Annotated in this window: 20 protein-coding genes; 10 read left to right on the top strand and 10 right to left on the bottom strand. The window is 62.8% G+C overall.

Annotation, left to right across the window (positions count from 1 at the left end; genetic code table 11):
- Window positions 1–26: 26 nt before the first annotated feature.
- The 3 genes from V3314_RS18210 (at window position 27) to V3314_RS18200 (ending at window position 3029) form a co-directional block, all read left to right on the top strand.
- Window positions 27–800: a gamma-glutamyl-gamma-aminobutyrate hydrolase family protein gene (locus tag V3314_RS18210; RefSeq protein ID WP_085598301.1), complete on the top strand. Its 774-nt coding sequence runs from the start codon at window positions 27–29 to the stop codon at window positions 798–800.
- 68 nt (window positions 801–868) lie between these two features.
- On the top strand, window positions 869–2227 hold the full coding sequence (locus V3314_RS18205; RefSeq protein ID WP_046613908.1) for an aspartate aminotransferase family protein: 1359 nt from the start codon (window positions 869–871) through the stop codon (window positions 2225–2227).
- Between the two features lie 247 nt (window positions 2228–2474).
- The gene (locus V3314_RS18200) at window positions 2475–3029 is read left to right on the top strand and encodes an XRE family transcriptional regulator (RefSeq protein WP_046613907.1); all 555 of its coding nucleotides are present in this window, start codon (window positions 2475–2477) and stop codon (window positions 3027–3029) included.
- 31 nt (window positions 3030–3060) lie between these two features.
- Here V3314_RS18200 and V3314_RS18195 read toward each other — a convergent pair whose 3' ends face one another.
- Window positions 3061–3831, bottom strand: coding sequence for an SDR family NAD(P)-dependent oxidoreductase (locus V3314_RS18195; protein WP_046613906.1), 771 nt, complete (start codon window positions 3829–3831; stop codon window positions 3061–3063).
- Between the two features lie 158 nt (window positions 3832–3989).
- Here V3314_RS18195 and V3314_RS18190 point away from each other — a divergent pair, with 158 nt between their 5' ends.
- The 3 genes from V3314_RS18190 to V3314_RS18180 are packed head-to-tail and all read left to right on the top strand — an operon-like array spanning window position 3990 to window position 6261.
- A complete protein-coding gene (locus V3314_RS18190; protein WP_046614092.1) occupies window positions 3990–4511 on the top strand; it encodes a chalcone isomerase family protein in 522 nt (173 codons plus the stop codon).
- A 44-nt stretch (window positions 4512–4555) separates the two neighbouring features.
- Window positions 4556–6082, top strand: coding sequence for a cryptochrome/photolyase family protein (locus tag V3314_RS18185; protein WP_338459439.1), 1527 nt, complete (start codon window positions 4556–4558; stop codon window positions 6080–6082).
- Window positions 6079–6261, top strand: coding sequence for a DUF2256 domain-containing protein (locus V3314_RS18180; RefSeq protein WP_075045543.1), 183 nt, complete (start codon window positions 6079–6081; stop codon window positions 6259–6261). The genes V3314_RS18185 and V3314_RS18180 overlap by 4 nt, the downstream gene beginning before the upstream one ends.
- Here the strand turns inward: V3314_RS18180 and V3314_RS18175 are convergent.
- The 7 genes from V3314_RS18175 to V3314_RS18145 all read right to left on the bottom strand — a co-directional run bounded on the left by V3314_RS18175 (window position 6199) and on the right by V3314_RS18145 (window position 11704).
- Window positions 6199–6687, bottom strand: a complete 489-nt coding sequence (locus tag V3314_RS18175) for a DUF2878 domain-containing protein (protein ID WP_046613904.1) — start codon at window positions 6685–6687, stop codon at window positions 6199–6201. The two genes, V3314_RS18180 and V3314_RS18175, sit on opposite strands and share 63 nt — an antisense overlap.
- Window positions 6687–7949 (bottom strand): cyclopropane-fatty-acyl-phospholipid synthase family protein, encoded by a 1263-nt coding sequence (locus V3314_RS18170; RefSeq protein ID WP_046613903.1) that lies wholly within the window; start codon window positions 7947–7949, stop codon window positions 6687–6689. The genes V3314_RS18175 and V3314_RS18170 overlap by 1 nt, the downstream gene beginning before the upstream one ends.
- A complete protein-coding gene (locus V3314_RS18165) occupies window positions 7924–8733 on the bottom strand; it encodes a DUF1365 domain-containing protein (protein WP_108480996.1) in 810 nt (269 codons plus the stop codon). Before V3314_RS18165 ends, V3314_RS18170 begins: the two co-directional genes overlap by 26 nt.
- On the bottom strand, window positions 8730–9977 hold the full coding sequence (locus V3314_RS18160; RefSeq protein WP_046613901.1) for an FAD-dependent oxidoreductase: 1248 nt from the start codon (window positions 9975–9977) through the stop codon (window positions 8730–8732). Before V3314_RS18160 ends, V3314_RS18165 begins: the two co-directional genes overlap by 4 nt.
- Before the next feature lie 6 nt (window positions 9978–9983).
- Window positions 9984–10736, bottom strand: a complete 753-nt coding sequence (locus tag V3314_RS18155; RefSeq protein WP_046613900.1) for an SDR family NAD(P)-dependent oxidoreductase — start codon at window positions 10734–10736, stop codon at window positions 9984–9986.
- Window positions 10733–11155: a nuclear transport factor 2 family protein gene (locus V3314_RS18150; RefSeq protein WP_046613899.1), complete on the bottom strand. Its 423-nt coding sequence runs from the start codon at window positions 11153–11155 to the stop codon at window positions 10733–10735. Before V3314_RS18150 ends, V3314_RS18155 begins: the two co-directional genes overlap by 4 nt.
- A gap of 102 nt (window positions 11156–11257) precedes the next feature.
- A complete protein-coding gene (locus tag V3314_RS18145; RefSeq protein WP_046613898.1) occupies window positions 11258–11704 on the bottom strand; it encodes a PAS domain S-box protein in 447 nt (148 codons plus the stop codon).
- A 153-nt stretch (window positions 11705–11857) separates the two neighbouring features.
- On the opposite strand from V3314_RS18145, the gene V3314_RS18140 reads away from it, so the two are divergent.
- The 4 genes from V3314_RS18140 to V3314_RS18125 all read left to right on the top strand — a co-directional run bounded on the left by V3314_RS18140 (window position 11858) and on the right by V3314_RS18125 (window position 17452).
- A complete protein-coding gene (locus tag V3314_RS18140; protein WP_153671032.1) occupies window positions 11858–12745 on the top strand; it encodes a MerR family transcriptional regulator in 888 nt (295 codons plus the stop codon).
- 217 nt (window positions 12746–12962) lie between these two features.
- Complete coding sequence (locus V3314_RS18135) at window positions 12963–14147, top strand: porin (RefSeq protein ID WP_046613896.1); 1185 nt, start codon at window positions 12963–12965, stop codon at window positions 14145–14147.
- A gap of 274 nt (window positions 14148–14421) precedes the next feature.
- Entirely contained in the window at window positions 14422–15585 is a 1164-nt protein-coding gene (gene nosP / locus V3314_RS18130) for a nitric oxide-sensing protein NosP (protein WP_338459436.1), read from the top strand.
- Window positions 15554–17452 carry a NahK/ErcS family hybrid sensor histidine kinase/response regulator gene (locus V3314_RS18125; protein ID WP_338459435.1) on the top strand — a complete coding sequence of 633 codons (1899 nt, stop codon included), beginning with the start codon at window positions 15554–15556 and terminating at the stop codon, window positions 17450–17452. The genes nosP and V3314_RS18125 overlap by 32 nt, the downstream gene beginning before the upstream one ends.
- Window positions 17453–17558: 106 nt before the next feature.
- Here the strand turns inward: V3314_RS18125 and V3314_RS18120 are convergent, their stop codons facing one another.
- Both V3314_RS18120 and V3314_RS18115 read right to left on the bottom strand, forming a co-directional pair.
- A complete protein-coding gene (locus V3314_RS18120; RefSeq protein ID WP_013972165.1) occupies window positions 17559–18224 on the bottom strand; it encodes a response regulator transcription factor in 666 nt (221 codons plus the stop codon).
- 57 nt (window positions 18225–18281) lie between these two features.
- Window positions 18282–18842: a PQQ-dependent catabolism-associated CXXCW motif protein gene (locus V3314_RS18115; protein WP_085598325.1), complete on the bottom strand. Its 561-nt coding sequence runs from the start codon at window positions 18840–18842 to the stop codon at window positions 18282–18284.
- Window positions 18843–19083: the final 241 nt, after the last annotated feature.

Below are 19083 nucleotides of genomic sequence, written 5' to 3'. Positions count from 1 at the left end.
GCAATATGGATTTGCCGGAGGAAGATATGCCACGTGTGCCCGTTATCGGCATTACCGCATGCACCAGCATGATCGAGCTGCATGCAACCCAGACCATCAGCGAGAAGTACGCGCGCGCGGCGGCCCAGGCAGCGTGTGGGCTGCCCATCGTGATACCCAGCCTCGCAGACCTGATGGACAGCGCCGATATTCTCGACGTGGTGGATGGGCTGATCTTCACCGGTTCGCCGTCCAACATCGAACCGTTGCACTACAACGGCCCGGCCAGTGCAGCGGGCACCCATCACGACCCGCTGCGTGATGCCACTACCTTGCCGCTGATGCGTGCGGCCATCGCCGCCGGTGTGCCGGTGCTCGGCATCTGCCGTGGTTTCCAGGAAATGAACGTGGCGCTGGGCGGCACCCTGCACCAGAAGGTGCATGAGACCGGCAGGTTCATGGACCACCGCGAAAGCAAGGGTGAGCCCATCGAAAAGCAATATGGCCCGCGTCACGCCCTGCATATAGAGCCCGGCGGCATGCTCGACCGCATGGGCTTGCCGGCGGTCATCGATGTCAATTCCATCCACGGCCAGGGCATCGATGTACTGGCCCCCGGGTTGAGGGTGGAGGCGCTGGCACCCGATGGCCTGGTGGAAGCGATTTCGGTCGAGAACAGCAAAGGTTTTGCCCTGGCCGTGCAATGGCACCCCGAATACCAGGTCATGGACAACCCGCACTACCTGACCATCTTCCAGTCCTTTGGCAAGGCTTGCCGGCATCGCTCGGTATTGCGCCAGATGCTCTTGAAGTCCGCCTGACAGCATCTTTACCAATTACAAAAAAGTACCTGCGCAGCACGGCTGCGCAACCTGATGGAGTGAAGTCAATGAGTGAGCAGAATTCGCAGACCCTTGCCTGGCAAACCATGAGCCGCGACCACCACCTGGCCCCGTTCAGCGATGTTCGGCAACTGGCCGAGAAAGGCCCGCGCATCATCACCTCGGCCAAGGGCGTGTACCTCTGGGACAGCGAAGGCCACAAGATTCTCGATGGCATGGCAGGCCTGTGGTGCGTGGCGGTGGGCTATGGCCGCGATGAGCTGGCCGACGTCGCCAGCCAGCAGATGAAGCAGTTGCCGTACTACAACCTGTTCTTCCAGACCGCGCACCCGCCCGCGCTGGAACTGGCCAAGGCGATCGCCGATGTGGCCCCGCAAGGCATGAACCATGTGTTCTTCACCGGCTCCGGTTCCGAAGGCAACGACACCGTGCTGCGCATGGTCCGCCATTACTGGGCGCTCAAGGGCCAGAAGAACAAGAAGGTCATCATCGGCCGCATCAACGGCTACCACGGCTCAACCGTGGCCGGCGCGGGCCTGGGCGGCATGAGCGGCATGCACCAGCAGGGCGGGCTGATCCCGGATATCGTGCACATTCCGCAGCCATACTGGTATGGCGAAGGCGGCGACATGACCGAGGCCGACTTCGGCGTGTGGGCGGCCGAACAGCTGGAGAAGAAGATCCTCGAAGTCGGCGTGGACAACGTTGCCGCTTTCATCGCCGAACCGATCCAGGGCGCTGGCGGGGTGATCATTCCACCGCAGACCTACTGGCCGAAGGTGAAGGAGATCCTGGCCAGGTACGACATCCTCTTCGTCGCCGACGAAGTGATCTGCGGTTTCGGCCGTACCGGTGAGTGGTTCGGTAGCGACTACTACGACCTCAAGCCCGACCTGATGACCATCGCCAAGGGCCTTACCTCCGGCTATATCCCCATGGGCGGCGTGATCGTGCGAGATGAAGTGGCCAAGGTCATCAGCGAAGGCGGTGACTTCAACCACGGTTTCACCTATTCCGGCCACCCGGTGGCGGCTGCGGTGGGCCTGGAGAACCTGCGGATCCTGCGTGACGAACAGGTCATCGAGCAGGTACACGACAAGACCGCTCCTTACCTGCAACAACGCCTGCGCGAGCTGGCCGACCACCCGCTGGTAGGTGAGGTACGTGGCCTGGGCATGCTCGGCGCGATCGAACTGGTGAAGGACAAGGCCACCCGCGCGCGTCATGAAGGCAAAGGTGTCGGCATGATCTGTCGCCAGTACTGCTTCGACAACGGGCTGATCATGCGTGCCGTGGGCGACACCATGATCATCGCGCCGCCGCTGGTGATCAGCATCGAGGAGATCGACGAACTGGTGGCAAAGGCCCGCAAGTGCCTGGACCTGACGTACGAGGCTGTTCGGTAAGGGAAGAGCCCTGTGGCTGGTGCCAGTCAGTTGAATGGTTTTGGGTCGCTTTGCGACCCTTCGCGGGCACGCCCGCTCCCACAGGTGCGGCGCCGGGTTCAGGAGAAGCGAGATCCCTGTGGGAGCGGGCGTGCCCGCGAAGGGCTGCAAAGCAGCCCCAATATCGCGATGAAGAATCTTGCTTTGTGAGTTGAATCATGTACTTTTCAGGGCATCAATTTTCCCATCCGAAAGTCGCGATTCAACCATGAAAGTGCACGAAGAGATCGAAAGCCTGGCCGTACTGATTCGCGACCTGCGCAAGTTCAAAGGCCTGACACTGGGCGAACTGGCCCAGCGCATCGGCCGTTCGGTGGGCTTTCTTTCCCAGGTCGAACGGGGCGTATCCCGCCCAACCGTGGCCGACCTCACGGCAATCAGCGAAGAGCTCGGTGTTTCCACGGCCTATTTCTACAAGCTGGACAAGCCACGCGAGCTCGACTGGGTCACCCGCCCTCACGAGCGCCGTACCCTTCACCTGGCCGGTGGCATCACCGATGTGCTGGCATCCCCGACCATAACGGGCGCGTTCTCCATGCTCGACAGCCACCTGGAGCCGGGGGCCAGCAGTGGCGAGGAGTACCTGGATGACAGCTCGGAGCAGGGCTGCTTCGTGCTCGAAGGCGAACTGACCGTCTGGCTGGATGGCGGCGAGCCTGTAACGCTGCACGCCAGTGACAGTTTTCAGCTGCAACCCCACGCAAGCTTTCGTTACGCCAACCTCACCGACAAGCCCACCCGCGTGCTCTGGGTGTTCAGCTGACAAGAGAAGCCAAGCCATGCTGGCTCTGGCGTCACCAGGCAATCGGTGTGCCGTCCCACGCCCAGAATGTACCGCTCTGGTCGGGACCGTGTCGGCTCACCAGCGCCAGGATGCATGTCGCTGCAAATGCCGGTGAGAACAGTTTTCCCGGCGGTACATTGCCCTGAAAGGGCTGGGAAAGGCGGGTGTCGGTGGTCCCGGGATGCAGCAATAGTACCGTGGAAGCAGGGTTCAGTCGCTTGAGTTCGATGCTCGCAGTGTGCAGAAGCTGGTTGAGCGCGGCCTTGCTGGCGCGATAGCTGTACCACCCGCCAAGATGGTTGTCGCTGATCGACCCGACCCGCGCCGACAGTGTCACATAGGTCATCGGTTGCTGTCGCAACAAGGGCAGCAAGTGCCTGAGCAGCAGGACAGGGGCGAAACAGTTGGTCGTGAAGCTGGCCAGCAGCCCAGCCATGTCCACCTGTGTCAGCGCTTTTTCGGCCCGTGCGGGTGCCTCTTGCAGCACGCCAAGCGTGCACAGTACAAGGTTCAGCTGGTCGCAGCAGGCGCCCACCCGCGCCGCCAGCGTTTGCAGTTCCGCTTCGGAACAGGCGTCGCAATCGATGCGAACCAACTGTCGCGGGTGCTCGGCGAACAAGGCTGCCAGCGCGGGGCTGCTGGTGGCATGTCGCGAGACGGCAAACACCCGCCCGATGTCGGCGCGCCCCAGCAACTGCGTGCACAGTGCAAGGCCAATCCCCTGGCTGGCTCCGCAGACCAGTACGTTGGCGGGAGAGTGAAGGTCATTGACAAGGCTCACTGAACTGCCTCCTTTTCCTGGCACCACCGTATGTCCGCCTGTTCACAACTTGCGCCGACATGTCGCTACGGGGTCGGCACGTAAAATTGTACAATACGGGTAAAAGCTGTACATAATTGCCAATATTGTACAGGTATTTTGGAGTGCTCGAGGTCACCATGGGGCGCACTGCTCGTTGGACCTGGCTTTGCCTGCTACTGACAGGCCTGTCCGAGGCGGCGGACTGGCGAGCGGAGCTCCCGGCGGCGCAACGGCTGGGCTCCGGTGAGTTCACCTGGTTTGGCCTGCGTCTTTACACCGCACAGCTATGGGCAGCAGGGCCGGTTCAGGACTGGAACCGGCCTTTTGCCCTTGAACTCGCCTATCACCGAAGGCTGTCCAGAGACGTGCTGGTGAAGGCCAGCCTCGAGGAAATGTACCGCCTGGATCCTGATAGCCTGACGCCGCAGCGGCGCGCGGCGTGGTCCCAGGCCATGCAGCAGGCGTTCGTGGATGTACGCCCTGGGATGCGTATCACCGGCTTGTACATGCCGGGGCAGGGCTGCCGTTTCTACGTCGATGGCAAACTCAGCCGGGTGATCGCCGACCCGGACTTTGCCCGGGCGTTCTTCGCCATCTGGCTCGATCCACGGGCCAGGGATCAACAACTGCGTCAGCGTCTGCTGGAGGGGGTGCCATGAATCTGCGTAGCGGTAACGTTCACCAGCCTGGGGTAACCTGAACGATGCGCCTGGGCCTGGTACTGGGTGACCAGCTTTCGTTCGACCTGGCAAGCCTGAAAGCCCTCGATCCTGACCGCGATGCTGTGCTGATGGCAGAAGTGGAAGGGGAAGCCAGGTATGTGCCGCATCATCCATTGAAGATCGTCCTGATCTTCAGCGCCATGCGGCACTTCGCCCAGGCGCTGCGTGAGCGCGGTTGGCAAGTGCATTATGTGCAACTCGACGATGACGGCAACAGCGGTAGCATCGTTGGCGAGTTGCGGCGCTGGCAGCAAGCCCTGGGAGCCACGCACATTCACCTGACCGAATGCGGTGAGTGGCGCCTGGAGCAGGCGTTGCGCGATGCCGCACTGCCACTTGTGTGGCATCGCGACACGCGATTTTTCTGTTCTCGCGAAGCCTTCGCGCGCTGGGCGCGGGAGCGCGGCAAACTGCGCATGGAGCACTTCTACCGTGGCATGCGCAAGCGTACCGGCCTGCTGCTGGAGCCTGACGGTAGCCCGGCAGGTGGAACCTGGAATCTCGATGGCGACAATCGCAAGGCCTTGCCCCGACAGCTGCGTGGCCCCTTCGCCGCGCATTTCGAGCAGGACCAGATCACGGCCGCGGTAATAGCCCTGGTACGCCAACGCTTCAGCGACCACTACGGAGCCATCGACGGTTTCGACTACCCCGTGACCCATGCCGAGGCGCTGCAGCTCTGGCAACACTTTCTGGAGTTCGGCCTGGCGGCGTTCGGTGACTACCAGGACGCAATGGCCGAGGGCGAGCCGTACCTGTTCCATGCGCGCATCAGTGCGGCGCTGAACATCGGGCTTCTGGACGTACGTTGCCTGTGCGACGAGGTCGACAAGGCCTGGCGCGAGGGGCGAGTACCGCTCAATGCAGCAGAGGGCTTCATCCGCCAGTTGATCGGCTGGCGCGAGTACGTGCGCGGCATCTACTGGCTGCGCATGCCGGAGTATGCGGCGCTCAACTACCTGGGCAACGAGCGAGCGTTGCCGGAATTCTACTGGACCGGGCGCACCCGCATGCGCTGCATGCAGCAGGCCATCGGCCAGACCCTTCGCCTGGGCTACGCTCACCATATCCAGCGGCTCATGGTCACCGGCAACTTCGCCTTGCTGGCCGGTATCGCCCCAGCCGCGATTTGTGAGTGGTACCTGGCGGTCTACATGGATGCCTTCGACTGGGTCGAGCTGCCCAACACGCTTGGTATGGTGATGTACGCCGACGGCGGCTACCTGGGGTCCAAGCCTTACTGCGCCAGTGGTCGTTATATCCAGCGCATGTCCGACCATTGCAAGGCGTGCAGTTACAGGGTTGACCACGTGACCGAGGAGGATGGCTGCCCGTTCAATGCCTTGTATTGGCATTTTCTGATTCGCCATCGCTCCGAACTTTCGGCTAACCCGCGTCTGGCGCTGGTCTATCGAAGCCTGGATGGCATGGCGGCTGACCGTCGCGATGCCGTGTGGCAGCGTGGCCAGTCACTGCTGGCACAACTCGATGCGGCGCAGCCGATATGAAAAAGGGTCTTTTGCCCAGCAAGATCTGCGTGGTGTGTGGGCGGCCGTTCAACTGGCGCAAGCGCTGGGCGCGTTGCTGGGCGCAGGTGCGCTACTGCTCCGAACGATGCCGCAAATCAGCACCGCACCGCGAGGCGCGCGAGCAGGGGCAGGGTAGCGGCCCATATCGGCACCAGTAACAGGCCGGTTTCCAGCGTGCCCATGGGCAAGTCGACATTTGCCAACCTCGCACCGCTCAGATAGGCCAGAGGGCCGCCAACTGCACCCACCAGCGCACCGAGCCGCCAGTGCCTGTCGGCCCATGCCAGGCTGTGGCGCATGCCGCTGGCCAGCACCAGCCACAGCAGCGCAAGCCACAGCGGCAGTGGCCAGGTGTCGAAACCGAACACGCCCAGCGCGCCCAGCACGCTGTCCAGCACACATCCCACCGGCGTTACGCGCAACAGCGCCTTGACCTCTGCGTGGACGTCCGGACACAGGCTCAGGTGCACGGCCAGGCCAGGAATCACAAGCAATGACAGGAAGGGTTTTTCGGCCCCCAATACGCACAGCCACCAGCCAGCCTGTAGCCACAAGGCATTGGCGAGCAGCCAGCGACGGCTCATCAGGCACTGCCAGGCAAGGGCGCGCGCCGTGCCTGGGGCGCTGCCCAGAGCAGATGCGCGACACCGATGGCGCGCTCCTCGAAACCGCCTTGGCAGTAACACAGGTAGAATTCCCACAGGCGCTGAAACATGTCGTCATAGCCCAGGTCCGTCAACGCAGCGCGTGCCTGGCGCAGGTTTTCTCGCCAGTGCCGCAGGGTGCGGGCATAGTCCTGACCGAAGTCTTCCATGTGCAAGAGGTTGAGTGCGGTGTGCCGGCTGGCAGTATCCAGCAACACGCTCAACGAAGGCAGTGCGCCACCGGGGAAGATGTAGCGCTGGATGAAATCGACCGACCGCCGCGCCTGTGCATAGCGCTGATCGCGGATGGTGATCGCCTGCAACAGCATCAGCCCGTCGGGCTTGAGTAGCGAGGCACACTGGCGGAAATACACCGGCAGGTAACGATGGCCCACGGCTTCGATCATTTCGATGGAGACCAGTTTGTCGAAGGTGCCTTGAAGGTCGCGGTAGTCTTCGCGAAGCACTTTCACGCGCTGCTCCAGCCCCAGCGCCTGAACGCGCTGCAGGGTGTGGCTGTATTGCGCCTCGGAGAGCGTCGTCGTGGTCACCTTGCAGCCATATCGGGTGGCGGCGTGGATCGCCAGGCTGCCCCACCCGCAGCCGATTTCCAGCAGGTGGTCGTCAGGGCACAGTTCCAGCTTCTGGCAGATGCGCTCCAGCTTGTGCAACTGAGCTTGTTCCAGCGTTTGTTCAGGGTGTTCGAACTGGGCTGCCGAATACATCATGGTGGGGTCCAGCAGCCGCTCGAACAGGGCATTGCCCAGATCGTAGTGCGCCAGGATATTGCGGCGGGCACCGCGCCGGCTGTTGCGGTTGAGTTTGTGCTGCAACCGCAGGGCAGGGCGGCCGAAGCGGGCCAGGCCGCCCTCGAGGGTGTCAAGTACCTCAAGGTTTGCGACAAACAGGCGAGTCACCAGCGCCAGGTCGGGACTTCGCCAATAGCCGTGGATGTAGGCTTCGCCAGCACCGATCGAGCCATTGCCGGCTATCAGGCTCCAGGTGATGTCATCAAGGATTTCCACCTCGGCCTGCAGCGGGCTGTCGGCGTCACCGAAGCTCCATTGCTGCCCGTGGCTGAGCAGGCGCAAATGGCCATGGCGCAGACTGCCCAGGCGGGCGAGCACGGCGTTTCGTGCCAGGCCACCGAACAACGGCCCGAGGCCGGCGAACTTGCTAACGCTCAGGGTGGGGTTCGACATCATCAGGGTCCTCGCAGGAATGGCCGAGCGCCAGGTCACTCTGGCTGGGCGTGTGGTCATGGATGGGCGTGCGTTTGAACAACAGGCGCAGTGCCTGCCAGTAGATGGCCGCGACGGTGCGCAGGCTCATCCAGGGGAAGGCCAGTACGTATCGGTGCACGGCGGCTTTATCCAGCGGCTGGCGCTGCAGGGCCAGGTCGGCCTCGAAGACCTTGCGATCGGCTTGCCAGTTCTCCATGTGGATGCGCACACGCTCTGGGTCCAGGGCAAAGTGCAAGCGATAGTCCATGTGCAGTGGCATGAAAGGCGACACATGAAAGGCCTTGGTGACAGTGAAGGGCCTGGCAAGGTTTTCCCTGACCGGCAGCACGTAATGGAAGCGTTCGCGCCATGGCGTGTTTCGCACTTCCAGCAGGATTGCCGTCAGTCGTCCGTCGCGGTCATGGCAGAAATAGAAACTGACCGGGTTGAACGACAGCCCCCAGCAACGCAATTGCGTGAGCAGGTGCACCGGCCCCTCAGGCATCTCTCCCGTCGCGTTGTGCACCAGCGAACGTGCAGCCTGGGCCAGCGTCTCGCCGCGGCGGGTCCGAGCTGGCAGGTAATCTGCCGGGTGCCAGCTGAGCGGCGCCAGACGCCAGCGCCACAGCCAACGTGACAGGCCTGTCAGCCAGGCTTGCTCGTCCAGGTCCAGGTAGAACATGCCGATCCTGTAGCGGAAGGCGTGGGGGCGCGGCGCCAGGCGCCGGTGGCTGACCCAACCCACGCAAAGGCTGCTGTTCACAGGTGCTCTCCGAAAAGCGCGGCCACCTTCAAGGCACTGACCACGCCATCCTCGTGAAAACCGTTGCCCCAGTAGGCGCCGCAGAAGTAACTGTGGCGATAGCCCTGCAGCTGTTCCTGGCGCGCCTGCGCGGCGCACGCCGCAAGGCTGTACTGCGGATGGTCGTACTGGAAGCGGGCAATGATCTGCGCCGGATCCACCAGCGCGGTCTGGTTGAGGCTCACGCAGAACGTCGTCGGTGCCTGGATGCCTTGCAGAATGTTCATGTTGTAAGTCAGCGCGGCAGGCGCCTGCTGTGGCCCGCCGAGCCGGTAGTTCCAGCTGGCCCAGGCGCGTTTGCGGCGGGGTAGCAGACGGGTATCGGTGTGCAGCACCACATCGTTGCTGGCATAGCCGATGGCGCCGAGCACTTCCCGCTCCTGCACGCTCGGCGCTTCCAGCAGCGCCAGGGCCTGGTCGCTGTGGCAGGCAAACACCACATTGTCGTAACGTTCGGTACCGGCAGCGCTCATCAAGGTGACGCCACCTTCGTCGCGGCTGACCCGGTAAACCTTGCAGCCGAGGCGGATGCGCCCGGCAAACGGTCGGCACAGCGGACCGACATAGCTGCGCGAGCCCCCTTCGATCACGCGCCACTGTGGGCGTTGGTTGACCGACAACAAGCCGTGGTTGCGACAGAACCGCACAAAGAACGCAAGCGGGAAGCCGAGCATGTCCGCGCGGGACATCGACCATATCGCCGAGCCCATCGGTACGATGTAATGATCGATGAAGCGCTGCCCATACCGCTGCATTTGGAGGTAGGCGCCCAGGGTAGCGTTGGCATCGATACGCTGGTTATCCAGGTCGGCGAGCGCCTGACGGTTGAAACGCAGAATGTCCCTTAGCATCCCCCAGAACCCCGGGGACACCAGGTTGCGGCGTTGGGCAAACAAGGTGTTCAGGTCGTGCCCGTTGTATTCCAGGCCGGTGGCCGGATCATGCACGGAGAAACTCATTTCGGTCGGCTGCGAGGCGACTTTCAGGTGATCGAGCAAGCGGATGAAGTGCGGATAGGTCCAGTCATTGAATACGATGAAGCCGGTATCTATTGCATGGCGTTCACCCTGCCAGATCACATCGAGGGTATGCGTGTGGCCCCCGATCCATTGCTCGGCTTCGAAAACCGTAACCTCATGCCTGCGTGACAGCAGATGAGCGCAGGATAGCCCTGCGATGCCGCTGCCGATGATTGCTATACGCATGGATCATCATTCCTGTTCATGACGGGCAAGGTGTTGCCCTAGCGCCAGGCGCAGGCGTGCGGGCAGTGCGCCGAGCAGTCGCAATACCAGGGTGAAAAGCAGGGGGAAGTTGATTTCCAGCGGGCGCTCGGGAAGGCGTCTGGCGATATGGCTGGCTGCGCGCTGTGCCGACCATAGCTGGGGCATGGGGAAATCGTTGCGACGGGTCAATGGCGTATCTACAAAGCCAGGGCTGACGAGGGTGACGGCGATGCCTTCGCGGGCCAGGTCGATGCGCTGCGATTCCACCAGATAGCGCACGGCTGCCTTGGACGCGCCATAGGCACCGGCGCGGGGCAGGGCCAGCCAGGTTACCGAACTGCCCATCACTACCAGGTGAGGGTGCTGACCGGCGCGAAGCAAGGGCAGGGCCGCAGCCAGGCAGTAGCTGACGGCAAGGAAATTGGTACGCACCACGCGCTCGACAAGGGCTGGGTCGAAATGGCCCGGCTCCAGGTACTCGCAGGTGCCGGCATTGAGGATCACCCGGTCCAGCGCTCCCCAGGCCTGCTCGATACGGGTTGCGATCCCGGATACCTGTACAGGGTCGTCGAGGTCGCCAATGGCCAGCAGCACCTGCCCGGGAAAGTGTTCAGCCAACGGCGCGAGACGATCCGCATTGCGTCCGCCCAAGGCAACCTGGTGGCCTTGCTCCAGCAGGCATCGTGCAAGTGCGGCACCGATACCGCTGCTTGCGCCAGTCAGCCAGCAACGGCTCATGCGACCCTGCCTTTGAGCCATCGAATCGCACTGCCCATGACCGGAACGTGTTCGTAGAGCAGGGCTGCTGCGTCGAAATAGTCCTGGTGGAAATGGACCCGTTCATGCCATTGCAGGTAGCTGCATCCCTGCAAGGTGATCTGCTCACCACCGGCCAGGCGTGGATGGCGGAACTGCAGGGTCCAGCGCAGGTAACCTTGCCCGGGCGTCACTTCGTCGATGCTGGAAAAGGCATAGCGGATATCGTGAGCGTTGGCGTACAACTGCGCGAAATAGGCCCGCAGAGCCGGCAGCCCCTGGATCTGATGCAACGGATCGCGAAAGGTGACATCGTCGCTGTACAGCTTTTCAAGGGTGCCGAGGTTGCCCCCGTCGAGGCGGGTGAAATGCTCGGCGAATTGCTGCAGATACGCTGACATGCTGGGCTCCAGGAAATCCTGTACAGAAATGGCTTGCTGTACAGGTATAGCTGAAGTCTAAGCGTAAATCTATACAAGTCAACGACCTTGTATAGGTTTTGGTCAGCGCTCCGCCTGGCCCAGTTGCCGGCGCAATTCAGCTACCTCGGCCTCCAGCTCGCGCAGCTTTTCCTCGGCGAAAACCTGCGCTGTAACGTCGCGCTGGATGCCGATGTAGTACGTCAACTGGTCCGCTTCGTTGTGCACGGGCGTGATGGACAACTCGTTCCAGAACAGGCTCCCGTCCTTGCGGTAATTGCGCAGCACCTGGCAGCACGGGAGGCCTCCACGGATTGCCTCGCGGATGCTGTCGAGGCCCGCCTGGTCATGATCTTCGCCCTGCAGAAAACGGCAGTCCTGATACAGGATTTCCTCGGCGCGATAGCCGGTCAGGCGCTCGAAGGCGGGGTTGACGTAGATAAGGATGCTGTCGTCGCCTTCTTGCTCTGCGACGACGATGCCATCGTTGGAATGCTCGACCATCAGTTGCAGGAGTTTCGCGTTGATCATGGGGCCCACCTACAGGCATTTGTATGCGAAGTGCGCAGCCTGGCCTGCGTGCAGAAGGCCTCGGCGCCGTTTGTTGCATGATGAACCAACGAGGCTCGCCGCAGAAGGTGCATATGGGTTTAGAATGTGCCACCCCCCAGATAAACCCTCATCATGACTGACGCCACCCCAGCCGATTTGTTACCCATGCGCGATGTGGTCAGCCTGACCGGCATCAATCCGGTGACCTTGCGGGCCTGGGAGCGGCGCCATGGGTTGATAAGCCCGCAGCGCACCGAGGGTGGCCATCGCCTGTACACGGCCCGGGATGTCCAGCGCATACGCGACATCTTGCACTGGACCGGCAATGGCGTGCCCATCAGCAAGGTAGGCGACATCCTCGCAGGTCAGCCAGATGCGCCGGTGCAGCAGCACTCGGGCTTCGACGACTGGCGCGTCGCCGTGGAGCGCGCCACCAAGGCATTCGATACACAAGCGCTGGAAGCCATCCACGGGCAGTTGTTCACCATCCTGCCCAAGGCCAGCGTGCTGCGCGAAGTGCTTATGCCGGTCTGGCATGGCCTGGCTTCAGGCATTGCGCCGGGCCAGCGTAGCCAATGGCTGTTTCTGGACATGTTCCTGCGCGCCCGCCTGCTGCTGCGTCTGCAGATGAACCAGGCCGATGCGCCGCGCGTGCTGCTGGCAGGCACCGAGGGGCAAGCCGAACTGCAGGTATTGTGTACCGGGCTGTTGTTGAGCGGCGAGCAGCAACGCATCGAAGTACTCGGGTGCGGGCAGCCGCTGGAAGAAATCCCCATGCTATGTGCGGCGATGCAGCCTGCGGCACTGGTGATCAAGGTTCAGGTGCCGGTGGACCCTGCCTTGGCCAGGCGCCTGCGTTCGCTGCAAATGCAGATCGCTTGTCCGCTGGCCTTGATTGGCGAGGGGCTGGCCGATTCGCCACCCGCCTGGCAAGGCCTGCCGTTGTGTCTGCTGGACGAGCAACGGGCTGATGCCTCAAGCACGCTAGGCGCGTTGCTCAGTGGTGCCCTGGACCTTTGACCGGGGCCCGCTCCAGTCTGCCGTATTGATCCTCGCCTGCTCCTGTGGGTTACGCCAGAAGTCTTGGCTCTGGGTGTAACCCGGTCCTGGGCCGGAATCATCACGCCCCATGCGCTGGCCCAAAGCACCTGGCAGCCCATTCCAAGGCAGCGTTTCTGGCTGTTTGCCTGCTTCTGATAATCGCCTCCGACATCCCGTCCCCGTTTCGGAGCGCGCCATGTACAACAATAAGAAACTGTCCCCACGCTTGCTGGCGGCTGTTACCGTCAGCCTGTCGACCCTTTGCCTGAGCAGCTTAGCCAAGGCCGAGATCATGCTGTACGACAAGGACCAGACGACGTTTTCCACCGACGGCTATATCAACGCCTTCTACGTCAACAGCGATGTCGACCGGCAGGGCGAGCAGTTCGATCGCCGCCAGTCTCGGGTGAAAATGGGCTTTCTGCCCAACTACCTGGGCTTCAACATGGGCAAGCAGGTGGATGACCTGAAGCTCGGCGCGCGTGCCTCGTTCTGGGTGACCATCAACGACAGCGAAACCAACGGTACCGACACCGCCATCGATGTGCGCCAGTTCTACGGTACCGTGGCCAACCCCGAGTGGGGCGAGGTGCTGATCGGCAAGGACTTCGGGTTGTTCGCCCGTTCCAACATCCTGCTCGACGAACTGCTGGCCGGTTATGGCCAGGTCAGCGACACCCTGGGGCTGGTGGACGGCGGCGGGGTATCGTTCGGCAACATCGGTAGCGGCTACCCGTACCCGTTCCCCACATCGCAGATCACCTACCGCACGCCAGTGATGGACGGCCTGCGGGTGGCGGTGGGCATCATGGACCCGGTGGACACCAACGACAGCAGCCCGACCGGCAAGGCCTACCAGGAAAACCCGCGTACCGAGAGCGAGATCACCTACCAGTTCGACCTGGGTGGGGCGCAGATCTACAGTTGGGTCAACGGCAGCTACCAGACCTCCGACAACACCGACCCGGCGGTGCAGTCGGTCACCTCCAAAGGGGTCGGCTACGGTGTGCAGGCGAAGATGGGAGGGCTGTCGCTGACCGGCTCGGGGTTCCAGGCCAAGGGTATCAACCCGTTCTTCACCAACAATGCTGGCGAACCGACCTTGCGCAATGTCGACAGCGATGGCTACTTGCTGCAGGGCTCCTACAAGGTCGGCAAGAACCGGGTGGCGCTGTCCTATGGCAAGACCAAGGACGATGGTAACGGCGCGGTGGGCAGCGGTGCGGATTACGAGACTCGTGGCGTGGCGCTGTTCCATGACGTCAACGACAACCTCAAGCTGGTTGCCGAGTACAACCAGTTCTCCATCGATGGGCATGAAACCAGTGACCAGAACGAAGACACCGATACCTTTGCGGTGGGGGCGGTGCTCACCTGGTAGCCCTCGGCCTCGGCTCAAGATTGCTGGGGCTGCTGTGCAGCCCTTTCGCGACGCAAGGCCGCTCCCACAATGTCCGCGCAGGGTTCGTGAATTGGGCTTGCGCGGTCGATGTGGGAGCGGCCTTGCGTCGCGAAAGGGCCGCGCAGCGGCCCCGGCAATCTTCAGGAAAGGCTATTACAACCATGGAACTGCCCACCCGCTACCCAAGTAGCATTCGTCCTCGATGATCGCCTTCGTACACTCATCACTCAGCCACCCCGCGCCGGAGACCACGATGCAGCAGGCTCACAACGACGGTGTGGTCAGCGCCATGTCCCAGGCAACCGACGCCCGGCAGGCAGCCGAGGAGCTGGCGGCGCAGTTGCTGCACCCGCACCTGGGTTTCGTGCTGTTCTTCTGCTCCGCCGAATACGACCTGCAAGCCTTGGGCGAAGCCCTGGAGCAGGGTTTTGGCGGCATCCGCCTGGTCGGCTGCACCAGCGCCGGCGAAATCACCCCGCTGGGCTACGGCCGCAATTGCATAACGGCAGTCGGGTTCGATCATCGGCACTTTTCCATCGCCACCGAGCTGATCGATGAAATGGAGCGCTTCAGCCTGATCGACGCCCAGCAGATGGTCGAGCGCCTGGTCGGCACCTGCCGCAGCAATACCCTGGCGCCGATCAAGGGCCACAGCTTCGCCCTGACCTTGCTCGACGGCTTGTCCAGCCGCGAGGAGATGGTGCTCGCCGCCCTCAGTGCGGCCCTGGGCGATATCCCGCATTTCGGCGGTTCGGCTGGCGACGACAACTACCTGACCCGCACCCACGTGTATTTCGGTGGCGCGTTCCACCACGGCGCGGCCGTGGTGGTGCTGGTCAACACCTGGCTCGACTTCGAAGTGTTCACCACCCACCACATCCTGCCGCGCCAGGAAAAGCTGGTGGTTACCGGCGCCGACAGTGCCCAGCGCCGGGTATACGAACTGAATGCCGAGCCTGCTGCCGAGGAATACGCCCGGCACATCGGCGTGCCGGTGGCCGAGCTCGATCATCAAGTGTTCGCCGCCCATCCGCTGGCCGTGCGTATCCATGACCAGTATTACGTGCGGGCAATCCAGCAAGTGCACCCGGACCTGAGCCTGAGTTTCTACTGCGCCGTGGAAAACGGCATCGTGCTCACCGCGATGACCCCAGGCCCGCTGTTGCCGAACCTGCACCAGTTGTTCGACGGCTTGCAGCAGCGCCTCGGCCAGCTGCTGCTGACCATCGGTTGCGATTGCTTCCTGCGGCGGCTGGAGCTGGAAGCCCGGCACGGCCTGGAACCGATTGGCGCGTTCCTGCGCGAGCAGCGGGTGATCGGCTTCAACACCTACGGAGAACAGTTCAATGGCATGCACATCAACCAGACCTTCACCGGGGTCGCCATTGCCCGCAACCGGCCTCGTGTCGGTCGCTGAACTGCAGGCCGAGGTCGCCCGGCTGCAGCACCAGAACCACAAGCTGCAGCGTATCAACGGTGCGCTGATCGAGCGTATCGAGTCTGGCGTAACGCGTGGCAACGACCCTTATGCCGCATTCCAGCATTCGGTGGTGCTGGCCGAGCAGGTGCGCGAACGCACAGAAGCGCTGAACCAGGCCATGGCCGAGCTCAAGGCCGTCAACCACCTGCTCAGCGAGGCCCGGCAGCGGGCCGAGACGGCACACCAGCACCAGATTCGCCTGATCACCGACCATGTGCCGGCGCTGATCGCCTACCTGAATGCCGACCTGGTCTACGAATTCACCAACAAGGTCTATGAAGAATGGTACTGCTGGCCTCGCGGCGTGATGCTGGGCCAGAGCCTGCGCGATGCCCACAGCGAACAGCATTACCAGCGCCTGGAGGCCTACGTGGCGCGGGCGCTGGCGGGGGAGAGCGTAACCTTCGAGTTTGCCGAAACCAACATCAACGGCCAGGAACGCTACATGCTGCGCTCCTACGTGCCGAACCGCCTGGCCAATGGCGAAGTGGTGGGCATCTTCGTGTTGATCCGCGACATCACCGAGCGGCGCAATACCGCGCAGGCGCTGCACCAGGCGTATCAGCACCTTGAGCAACGGGTACGCGAGCGCACTGCCGAGCTGACCAGCCTCAACGAGCAGCTGCTGCGCGAAATCGAGGAGCGCAGCCGGGTGGAATCGCGCCTGCGCGAGGCCAAGCGCGAGGCCGAACAGGCCAACCTGTCGAAAACCAAGTTCCTGGCCGCCGTCAGCCATGACCTGCTGCAGCCACTGAACGCGGCGCGGCTGTTCACCAGTGCCTTGCTCGAACACCGCGAGCCGCACAACAGTGCTCACCTGGTGCGTAATGTCAGCAATTCGCTGGAGGATGTGGAGAACCTGCTAGGTACCCTGGTGGACATTTCCAAGCTCGATGCCGGGGTGATCAAGGCCGATGTCGCCCCGTTCGCCCTGCGCGAACTGATGGACAACCTCGCTGCCGAATACGCCCAGGTGGCACGCAGCGAAGGGCTTGAGCTGCATTTCGTGGGCTGTTCCGCCGTGGTGCGCAGTGATATCCAGCTGCTGGCGCGGATCCTGCGCAACCTGCTCAGCAATGCCATCCGCTACACCCGCAGTGGCCGTGTGGTGCTGGGCTGCCGGCGCCTGCGTGGCGGCTTGCGGATCGAGGTATGGGACAGCGGGATCGGCATTGCCGAGGAGCACCTGGAAGAAATGTTCCAGGAGTTCAGGCGCGGTGATGTGCAGCGCCCGGACCAGGACCGCGGTTTGGGCCTGGGCCTGGCGATCGTGGAAAAGATCGCCGGCATCCTCGGCCACCGGATTCGGGTGCGTTCATGGCTTGGCAAAGGCTCGGTATTCGCGGTCGAAGTGCCGCTGAGCGCCACCGCGCCGAAGGCCCAGCCCAGCCTGGCGATCAGCGAGCCGATGCTCGAGCGCCTGCGCGGGGCGCGGGTGTGGGTGCTGGATAACGACGCGGCTATTTGCGCCGGCATGCGCACCCTGCTGGAGGGTTGGGGCTGCCGGGTGGTCACCGCGCTGTCAGAGGAGGACCTGGCGCGCCAGGTGGACAACTACCATGCCGAGGCCGACCTGCTGATCGCCGACTACCATCTGGACAACGACTGCAATGGCGTCGACGCCGTGGCGCGGATAAATGCCCGCCGCGCCCAGCCGCTACCGGCGATGATGATCACCGCCAACTACAGCAACGAGCTCAAGCAACAGATCCGCGAGCTGGGCCACACCCTGATGCACAAACCGGTGCGGCCGATGAAGCTGAAGGCGGCGATGAGCCATTTGCTGGGCAGCAGCGTGGCATAGCCGCCGGCCTCTTCGCGGGCTTGCCCGCTCCCACAGGATTCCCGCAGGTTTCAGTGTTGCGCAATACCTGTGGGAGCGGGCAAGCCCGCGAAGAGGCCGGAACAGGTCAACGCCGCAGGTAATCACCGAAATCGATATCACCGGCACTGAGGATGGCCTGCACCCGGTTGTGCACGTTGAGTTTGCGCAGGATCGCCGAAACGTGGGCCTTGACCGTGGTCTCGGCGATATCCAGGGTGTAGGCGATCTGTTTGTTCGACTCGCCCTTGGTCATGCGTTCGAGTACCAGCAGCTGCTTGCGGGTCAAGGCCTGGAGCATCTCCGGCGGGAAGCTCGGGGCATCGTTCAGGCGCCGGCTGGTGCTGCTTTTCTGGGCTCGGATGATGTCGGGCGGCAGGTAGACGTTGCCGTTGAGGATCTGCTCGATCGCTTCGATCATCTGTGAGCGTGGCGAGGACTTGGTGATGAAGCCCACCGCACCATAAGTGATGGCCTGCAGCACGATCTGCTTTTCCTGCTCGGCCGAGACGATCACCACCGGTGTGGTCGGTGCCTCGTTGCGCAGGGTGATCAGGCCATTGAGGCCATGCATGCCGGGCATGTTCAGGTCGAGCAGGATCAGGTCGAGGTCGTCGTGCTCGTGCGTCAGCGCCAAGGCGCTGTCCAGGTCAGCGGTTTCCATGACTTCGCTGCCCTGGAAGCCATCGCTGATAACGTTGTGGATGGCTTCGCGAAACAGGGGGTGATCGTCGGCAATCAGAATTTTGTACATGGCCTTTTCACCTCGTTTTTATTGGATGGAGCGGGCACGCGTTTGCAGGCGATGAACTCAGGGGAAGGGTTCTGGCTGCGCTGGCTGCAGCGGCAGGTTGGCCTGCTGCCAGGCGTCCAGGCCATCGCGGTACCAATACAGGTTCTTATAGCCCAGGGCTTTCGCGCGTTTTACCGCGTTCCAGCTTAACCAGCAATCGGAGCGGCAGTAAAAGACCAGCGGTTGCTCCGGGCGCCCGGCGGTGGCTTGTTGCAGGTTGCGCACGAAGTAATCGTGCCACGCCGGGCTCAGCTCGCCGTCGCCGGTGTTGGCCAGCCAGCGGCTGCCGGGAATGTTGGCGTGGGGTTCATCTTCGATGAAGCGGCCTTGCAGCCATTGGCGGCGGTAGACGTCGATCAGTACCGGCCTTGGGGTGTGCCCCAGCAGGGCTTGCAGGGTGGCAGTGTCGATGACCTGGCCGCCCTCGACCTGTTGTGGGGTCGGGCTGCGGTAGAGGGTGGTGCGATAGCCGTCGGCGGAGAATAGCGGCGTGGTGTCGGCCTGGGCGATGCCCAGCGTCAGGCTCAGGGAAAGCGCCGCCAGCAATGGGCGTGGCAGCCGGGGCAGGGCACGTGGCATGGGGTTTATCCTTTTTGTTATGGACCCATTACATGCCAGTGGCGGTGCATTGTGAATGCGACGATCAGACAGCAAAGGCAGTACCAAAGTAGTAGAAAGCCGGGCGCGCAAACCTGTGGGAGATTGCCCAACCCTTTGGGCTACGCTGTCGCACAGGGAACAATGTTCGAGAGCGTGTCACCTTCCCTTGTGGGAGCGGGCGTGCCCGCGAACACCGGCGAAGCCGGTGCCATACACCGCG

Origin of the sequence: Pseudomonas sp. TE3-3-F2023, from assembly GCF_036784815.1 — a bacterium.
GTDB classification, from domain to species: domain Bacteria; phylum Pseudomonadota; class Gammaproteobacteria; order Pseudomonadales; family Pseudomonadaceae; genus Aquipseudomonas; species Aquipseudomonas pudica.
This window is presented reverse-complemented; position numbering and strand designations above follow the sequence as displayed.